The following is an 8,901-nucleotide window of genomic DNA, read 5'->3' as shown; positions in this document are numbered from 1 at the left end:
GAACAGGTACTTTAACGAGTTTTGTTTTAGAATGAATAGGTCACAAAGCAAGGAAACAATATTTAATAACCTTATTACCAAAATGGTCAATAGTGATAGTGATGTTGTATATCAATCGAAATTGATAAGTAACTAACTACTGACCTCTAAAGTTTTATTTTCAAAATAATACTGGAAACCAATAATCGTTTGTTTAAAACGCACTTTTTTTGTTAAAAACGAGCTATTTAGGATAAATAAGGAGGTTAAGAATGCGTCTTTCACGCTTTTCGCATTGATCTACAAATTCTGCAAAGCCTCTTTATGGTACATATCGGCAAATTGTATTTCTATATACGTCTGAATTTCTTCCCTGCTTTTTCCGTTCTCAAGCATGGTAAATACTTTAGAGATGTGTTTGTCTTTAAAAGTTTTAAATGGCGGGTTATCATTTAAGATATCATCAAAATGGATGGTATGCAATTGTTCCATCATATGTGTATGTGCCACATATCGTTTTTCCTTCACTTTCAACTCCGCTATGTCTTTTTCGTTTTCAGTTTCGGCACTGTTTACTTTTGCCTGTAATGCAAAATACTCTTTTTCAACCACATAATTCATTTCAACGGCTTCCCTATACAATTTTTTCAGCCCTTTAAAAGCTAAATCATTATAGGTATCCAGAAAATCTTTATGGTCGTATAAATATTTTAAATAATCTATAGCGGTTTGTTTGTATTTCTTGTCTCTGTCATTTTCAGTTCGGTAAATAACTTCTTCTAAAAATTTCAAATTGGACTTTATCCCCTTAATCTTTAAAATAGCCCTGAATTTTTCTTCTTGGGAAACTGCCACCACCTGCGGACTTATACTATCGTGCTCGCCTTCAAAGTAATATTCGCGATAGGTGAAGTTGAATATTTTATCCTTTTTCTTCTTTTTGAATTTCGGCGGAAGGTCAAACGAATAATTATAACCCAGCGTAGCTGTAAACTCACTCAATCCACCGGTCTGTTTTTGATAATCATTGTTTCTGAAGAGCTGGATCAGACTTAAATTGATATGGTGCCGCTTCAACAATAAATAAGCAGCATTGGCTCTTATATTTGCTATGGAAGTTTTCCCTGTTGTATTGCTTGTAATGTTATAGGATGACGAAAGTCCTGCATTCAATTTGCTGTCAAAAAAACGTTTGTTCACACTCAGGGTAGGCCCCAAAGTCGAGGCATCTTCCCTTCCAATGGTATTTAGGGTAGCATTTACGGCCGTAGTAACATTTAGCTGTTGCTTCGGAAAAGTAAGTGTGTAAGCCGTATTTATATTATGAAAAATGGAAGCATCACCAATCCGTACAATGCCGTTCTGTTCGTTGGCAACATCACTAACATTGTAGTTGAAAGCTATATTTTGCTGAAGATTTTCTTTTTGTGAAAGCACATAATTGATCCCGAGATTGGCATTTTGCGACAATTGCCTGTAATCCAATGTATCTAAGTTGTTGTCCAACAAATTATCATCGTTGATGTTTTCAAACTGGTTTACTTTTACATTAGTATATGTTCTAAAATTGGAATACGAACCGTTGATGCTCAATCGCTCGCTTAAATTAGCCGAAGCATTTACCGAACCCACCATCCTGCTGGTTGCATTGTCTTTTTGATTTTTTATATCATCGCGTTGATACCCTACATTGAAAGCAAGGCTTACTTTATTGTTGAAAGCAGTTGTAGCCGCGTTCAGGGTAATATTTTCAAAATCGTTGTTGAAATAATAAGCCCCTAAGGTTTCGTAGCCGGGATCGATACGCTCGTAGGCGACCCCCACCGAGGATTGGTCGAACTTGTAATTTACACCTGCCTTGAGTGCTGTATAATATTCGGTGGAAGTTTTGCTGTTGAACAATAAACCTGAAAGTCCACCTTTGCCACCATTCCTGTCGTCTGCCCTTAAATCCTGCGTTATGGCGCTCGATGCATATTCGGCAAATACATCCAGGTTATTGGTTATTTTATAACTTCCTTCCAAGCTTAATACCATGTTCTCTTTAGGCAATACTTTTTTCTGTTCCGGGACAGAATCCAAAGAATTAATAGCATCTTTTGCATAAAAGCCAATAATCCCTACCGAATATTTACGGGTTTCGTACTCGGTTTTTAAACCGTACCCCATACGTTTAAATGCCGGTACCGTTCTGGGGTCTTCATCATCTTCGGTGGCTTTTAGCATTCGCCCTGCCATAGCGCTTATTTTAAAATTCCCTTCGGGGGTAAGGTCTACCCCGGCCCCGGTAAACTGGTGTCCGCTTAAGGTGTATGGTGAAAAGGTCATATTTACATCGCCTATATGCCCGGTAATCCATTTGTATTTTGGGTGCAGGCTGAGCCTGTTAAAATTAAAAGGCACTTGGTAATCCAACTTTTCCCCTTGATTGGTAAAACTATAACTTATGGGCATGGCAAAACTGTACAACTGCACATGAAGCGTTCCCTGTAAAAAATAGGTAAATGGCTCGCGTGCATTGTTTTGGTTGGAATTATAGTACACGCTATTGGCGGCTATATTGCCGGTAACCTTTAGTGGTTTTTCCTTGCCAAATTGTTCTAAATCGACGCTTTGAGCCATAGAAGAAAGACCAACTACAAAAAAAAGTAGTATGCAGAGTAGTTTTTGCTTCAAGATAATCTTTACATTATTATTTGTTCTGTTTAGGGTTGGTCTATCTTTACAACTGTTTTGGGCTTAAGAGTTGAGAGGTGATTTATTTTTAGTTAAGTAGCTGTTTCTTCTTTCTCATAAATATGTAAAGTACCTCCGCTATCTAAAACAAACATTTTGTTATCATAAAAAGCTATATTATTAATATCATAACCTCCAACTGGATGCATCCAAATCCTTTTCCCGGTTTCAGGACGAATTGCCCCGATACAGTGTAACCCTCCTTCCAGCCTAAAAGCATGGTAAATCAAGCCTGCATCAAAAATCGGATGATTCATTATAGTAAAATGTTGTTTACCATCGTAATCCTCATATTCAATACGGTGGAAATTCAAAACTTCTAAAGTCTCCAAATCTATTTCTATGAAATGATAGCCATAGCAACTATAGGCTTTGTTTTTATGGATGGACAGGACTATAAACCCGGCAGGTAATTTTTGTTGACAGAGGATTTTACCGGTTTGAATATCAATACGAAAAATAAACAGCTGAGTAAGTACAATAATGGAGTCCTTATAACCATAAACTTCCCTAATCTCTCCTAAAATATTCTCTCCATCTATTTCCTGGTATTCAGCAATTTTAGAGAAATCTTGTCTCCATAATTGTTTATTTTTTTTTAAGTTATAGACACCAACATTTCCTTCTCTAGTTATTAATAAGCCGCTCTTCATGATAACAGGATAATCTGTTGCTATCTGTCTTACTAATTCAAAGTTTATATTATACAAAAAATAGTTCACCCTTCGTTCTTTATAAAAAACTTTCTTGGTTATAATATTTTTATCATTATGCATAACATAACTTTGTTCTACAAGAGGGTTTTGTATACTTAAATCTTTTATATTAAATCCTTTGAAATTACTCCCTAAGATCAAATTGCCAATGTTGATTATATCTCCCCCAAAATTACCCTCTACAATTTTCTCATCAGTAAAATCCGGATAATTATATAATCTATAATTGCCATCTTCTTTTTCAAGTATAACAAGCTTTTCATTTACAATTTTGTAATATGTAACCTTTTCTATTTTTATAACTTCTTTATACATAGCTATTCTGCAACTTCAAATATTTTATTAAACACATTATTGTCTTCTAATTTATCCAATAGAAAATCTATCCGATTATTATTATCAATAAACCTGATATCTTCTGGGAATAATTTTTTTATTTGGCTTTCGGAAATGGTCTTTAATTCATCTACCGGGCTCCCATCAGCTTTTTTCAACGTTTCTAGAAACTTGGCCTTTAGGTTTCCTTTATTTACTCCTGATGTGGAATTAAACACCCACTTTACCTCATTTAAGTTATTGATTCCTTGTATATCACGGATAAATTGGGTTTTAATAGACGATGGGTACCAGCCTGCCCAGTTTTTTAGTTCATACTTGGTTACTGAACCAGCTTTTTCAACAAATCCATCATATACTCTTGCTGCATCAGAACCATCAGCAAGTTTTACAGCTTGCTTTACTTCAAAACGGAGCTTCCCTCCTAAATCATCAATTTTACTGCTAAAGTATTCAAGAACGAACCTACCCCCATGAAATTTGTTCCATTGAGAAGCCATATCTACAATTACTTTATCCAGACCGGGAACATCTTTCAGCTTATTCATTTTAGCTACAATGTCTGCCAATTCCTGTGCACTGCTAAAATCGGCTATTTTAGAAAGGCTTTCAGCTGCTTCAGGTATTTTATCCAATAACTCATTGATGTCTTTTTTAAAGGTCTGAAGCATGTTTTCGGTAAAACCGTCTGCCTTTTTAAACTTATTCCATAGTTTGGCATTAAGCAATTTAGCTGCCAGATCATCTGCAATTTTAGGTAGTTTTAGAATCAGTTTACCACTTGTAAATACGGTTATTGTAGTTCTTACAGCTCCTTTAGTAGTCAAGTGCCCTTTTCTTCCTGAATCAGCACCTTCATTATTTATCTCCGCCCAATCTTCTGGAGTATTGCCGGTAGCTTCCTCAATAATAATATCACTGAGCAATGGGAATAGTGCTGAAGGCTCGTCAACTATCTCATCCTTTACTTTTTTTAATCCTTGCCATGTTTGCTGGCGTGCTTCTTCATCAACCGACAAATCATAAACTAAAACAACGATACCTGTAACATCTGTCACAGCCCTTACAGCTGCTTCTGTACTTCCTGTAACCAAACCAGGTGCGTGTACTACTTCTGTAGGTTCAGTACTTTCAAGATAGGTAGTTTCTTCAACCGTTCCTGTTTTTAGGAGTGTGCCCATCTTTCCTGCACCCTCTGATATGATTTTAATGAATGTAGCATCTTCTTTAATGGCAACTTTTTTACCATCGGCAAAGGCATCACTATCCAAATTTACTCCTTTTAATTTTGGAGTATCATCAACATTTTTAACCTTAAACGCTTCTAAAAAGGCATTACCCTTAACCTTCATATTTTGGGAAAGGGACTTTAAATTTGCTGTTTTACCATCAAAAATTGATATGCTATTCCGTATGCCAACTGCCTTGAATTGTAGAATGCCACTTTCATTATAAGAAACCCTAAATATTTGGTCGATGTCCGTGTCTGTCCATTCGCCATTTTCTATTTGCTCATCGGTCAACGAAACAGTTTCAACTTGACCGCTTTCATTAAGCACGTATACCTTGTCTTCCGTAGCCCATTCTATTTGTTGGTTACTGCGTATCTGTTTGTTTAAGCTTATTAAAATGGAATGGACATCGGTAATGTTGGTAGGGTTGCATTGTTGCAATTCTTCTGCTAAGTGTTTTAACTCTATATCACCTACATCATCATTCGTGCAAAAGCCTTCAAAATTTAACAGGGTATTGCACTCCAATAAATCGTTGTCTTTTTTGCTAACAACCAAAAAGCCCTCTTGTTTATTCAATACAAGGTTCTCTAAGGTTTTAAATTCGTTTTCTAGTGTTTTCTGTTCTTCTTCAGAAACAGCGGTTTGGGTAAATTTACTAGGTTCTATGGGTTCTCCACTTTCTATATTCCCTAAAATACAGGTCAATAGTTTAGGCCCAATTCTTCCTGAAAAACGTCTGGTCTCACCATTATCATCGACTTCAAAAGTACTACTTTCACATTCTTTACATTTCAAATAAGCATCCCCATCCATCGCTTTCATTGCCATAAGTATGCTGAAAAGGTAATCTTCTGCATCTTTTTTCTGCTCAGCTACTTGCTCAATAATTTTTTGAGTTTGGGAATAGTTAGTTGCATCTTTCTTACCAATGGCATCAGTATCCGCTTTACTAAGGTCATCGTTGTCAGCCAGTGCCGTAGGATCCAAGTTTTTCACTTCTTCCTTTTGTTCATCAGTAGCATAGGGACTATCAATTACACTATCCTTTAACTTGCCATTATAATAATCAATATCTACTATATCTTCTTCCACAAGTTTGCTTGATTGCTCCTCAAACTCTTCTTGTGTAATAATCGCATCTTCTAATTCCTTTTGTAATTCCTTTAACTTATCAAGTCTTTCTTCACGCTCTTTAAAAAATTCAGCAATGATATCTGCTAACTCTCCAATGGCCTGCGGTATCTCGGTAACAGCATCCAACTCATCACTCATATCATCCACATTGCCCCAATCGGGGTCATAAGTAGTGTAAAGCGTCCCTGCATACAGTTGGTAATCGGTATTGATACGGACATTGCTGAACTCTACTGCTATTTTGGTATCTGCCAAATAGGGCACCACTATAAAACCAAGCCCGGAAAATACACCATTTTGTCCCTCTACAGCTTTTATGGTTACGGGGAAATCGCCTGCCGTAAACACTTCATTAGCGGCAAGGCTTGGTAAGGGTTCCTTGTTGGTGATTTTTATTTCGGGCGCTATACCACAATTGTAATAACTATCTTCTGTCTTTACCGGGGTAGTAAATTCCTGTATTCCCGAATAGCTATACCTAGGTTCCTGATTTGCTAAGGGCAACATACATTGACCCCCAACACGGAACTCATAAGTGGTTCCCGGTTCTAAATTGTACAGTTTGGTATATGGGTTTACGGCATTGGTCTCAAACCAAACGGCATCCCTGACTCCCTTTTTACGGTATTGTACATTATATCCCTGATGGTCCAGATTGGGTTGCCAGGTAATCTCTTCGCTATCGCTGCTCAATGATTTTGCCAATATAAACTGTGGGGAGCTACAATCGGCGGTATAGGTAAAATAAAAGATTTCACTATAGCCATTGTTCCTAAATACCGAAGTTTCACTAATGCCATCGCTGACCAAAGCCCGTACCCGCCATGCGTATGTTTTGTTCTCCAAAAGGGTAGTTTCCCCCGGACCGTACAACAGGGTGTTGTTCCGGGTCGTGGTGCTGTACAAATTCGGACTTGCCAAAAAAGCCGCTTGCGGGTCTATTTGTGTATCCCAGAGCTCCCGAAGTTCAAACTCATACTGTACATTGGTAGCGTTTAAATGCCTTGGTGTCCAGTTGAACACTATATTTTGAGGGTTTTTGGCCTCTACCAGATCCCCTTTCCTGGGCAGGTTTAAAAATGGGGGATCATTGATGATGAGATAGGCATTGAAACATCCCAGGTTGGGGTTGGACAAACGCTGCCCGGAAACCCAATCGAAGACCTCAAAACAGAATTGGTACATCCCGTCCGGTAATGGACTGTTGTATTGCTGAGGGCTTATCCCTTGTAAGTTCCGCAATTCAAAATAAGGACGCAGGTCGAGGTTGGTGAGCCTGAGCGGCACACCTCCATCGGCAAAAACGGGATTGGCCCCTACCACTATATCGTTACTGCGGATATCCAATCCGTTGTCTTTGATGGAAAACCGGAACCTAAGCTGGCGGTTGTATTCATTGACATCGGTCATCAATACGTTCAGTATCAATTTTTCACTTTGCGTGGTGGCATAGTCCGATAATTTCAGGCTGTACGGTGGGGTGAGGTTGGTGTTTACCTGTACGGGATAGACTTGGGCCAATCCGCTTTTAGCAAACATCATAAACACCAATAGCATTAAAAAAGGAAGACTCCTTTTATATATTGAAATATTATATTTAAAAATGTTACTCATAAATGGATTGGCTTTATCGATTTAGACTTTCACTACTCCGTTATCGTAAAAGGAAACTCGTTGGTTTCATAAAAATCGTCCCCTTTTTCAAACACTACTCGAATTGAAAATTCTCCAGGGTGAAATTCGTGTTCAGATACAACTCCTCTAATTACCAAAGCATCCATTCTATGGTATACATTTAAACCAAAAGGGTTTTCATATGGGCGGTCTCCTAACCTTGAAAAAGTAGGGCACTCTTGTAAAGTTGATTTTTCAATAAAAAAGAAGTTTCCCGTATCTTTATCCGTGACAAATACTCTTACATTATCTGAGTCAATCAAGCCATAAGACCCCTCATCTCCTATATTATCAATATTCATAAATGTTCCGCTTAATGCTATATTGTATGATGGCATGCTACTACATGCATAGTCCACTGCTTCTAACTTCATTATTGTTGAGGATAAAATTTGTGGTTTTATATTGTAAACAACTAATACGATATTTTGTGAAGTGGGATTATTACCGTTTTTTAAACTAAATGATTTCTTATTACCCATAGTATATTCGATATTATATGTCCGATATGTTTCATAGGGATCATCCGGGATAATATTTTCAGGAATTGTAAAGTAAAGACTATCATTTTCTATTCTAACATTTTCCAACGATACCGATTCCCCTGTTGTTTCTTCCGGGATAAGCTTAGCATTAATCATGTTGATTTCTGATGATATATTTTCTAACTTAATTGCATGTTCAAAGCCTTCATGTGAAGCCACATTGTATTCAGAAAAATTGGTGTTTTGCTCTTCAAAAAGGAGATCGAAAGACAATGTAGAAAAAGGTACTTTTTTATCAGACACTTCTCCTGTTTTTGTGTCATAAGCAAAAAATTCATAATCTGTATATGGTTCTAACCCTACTTCTCTATTATCTTCGGTGGAAACCTGAACTATTTTAGTGTCATTTTTCTTTCTATATCCAATAGCAATACTCGATAATCCGATAAAGGACCCTTCTTCATAGTCTACCGTTGTAGCCGAAACATTTGTCACAGTTATATCCCAACGAGTATTATTAACTTCATTAATCTTAGGTGTTTCTTCATCTTTAGAACATGAAAATACCAATGTTAACATCAACAGAAATAATAATTTGTTTCTCAT

Annotated in this window: 4 protein-coding genes and 1 pseudogene; 1 reads left to right on the top strand and 4 read right to left on the bottom strand. The window is 37.1% G+C overall.

Annotated elements, in window-relative coordinates:
- A pseudogene (locus OOZ15_RS18795) lies at positions 1 to 136 on the top strand (IS1595 family transposase); the annotation flags it as partial.
- Between the two features lie 143 nt (positions 137 to 279).
- On the opposite strand, the gene OOZ15_RS18790 reads toward OOZ15_RS18795, so the two are convergent.
- The 4 genes from OOZ15_RS18790 to OOZ15_RS18775 all read right to left on the bottom strand — a co-directional run bounded on the left by OOZ15_RS18790 (position 280) and on the right by OOZ15_RS18775 (position 8,901).
- Positions 280 to 2,655 (bottom strand): hypothetical protein, encoded by a 2,376-nt coding sequence (locus OOZ15_RS18790; RefSeq protein ID WP_265957990.1) that lies wholly within the window; start codon positions 2,653 to 2,655, stop codon positions 280 to 282.
- A 92-nt stretch (positions 2,656 to 2,747) separates the two neighbouring features.
- Positions 2,748 to 3,746 (bottom strand): PQQ-binding-like beta-propeller repeat protein, encoded by a 999-nt coding sequence (locus OOZ15_RS18785; protein WP_265957989.1) that lies wholly within the window; start codon positions 3,744 to 3,746, stop codon positions 2,748 to 2,750.
- 2 nt (positions 3,747 to 3,748) lie between these two features.
- A complete protein-coding gene (locus OOZ15_RS18780; RefSeq protein ID WP_265957988.1) occupies positions 3,749 to 7,750 on the bottom strand; it encodes a fibronectin type III domain-containing protein in 4,002 nt (1,333 codons plus the stop codon).
- A 32-nt stretch (positions 7,751 to 7,782) separates the two neighbouring features.
- Complete coding sequence (locus OOZ15_RS18775) at positions 7,783 to 8,901, bottom strand: hypothetical protein (RefSeq protein WP_265957987.1); 1,119 nt, start codon at positions 8,899 to 8,901, stop codon at positions 7,783 to 7,785.

Source organism: Galbibacter kalidii, assembly GCF_026241135.1.
Classification (GTDB): Bacteria; Bacteroidota; Bacteroidia; order Flavobacteriales; family Flavobacteriaceae; genus Galbibacter.
The sequence above is the reverse complement of the archived record's forward strand: the minus strand, read 5'-3'. Positions and strand labels throughout refer to the sequence as shown.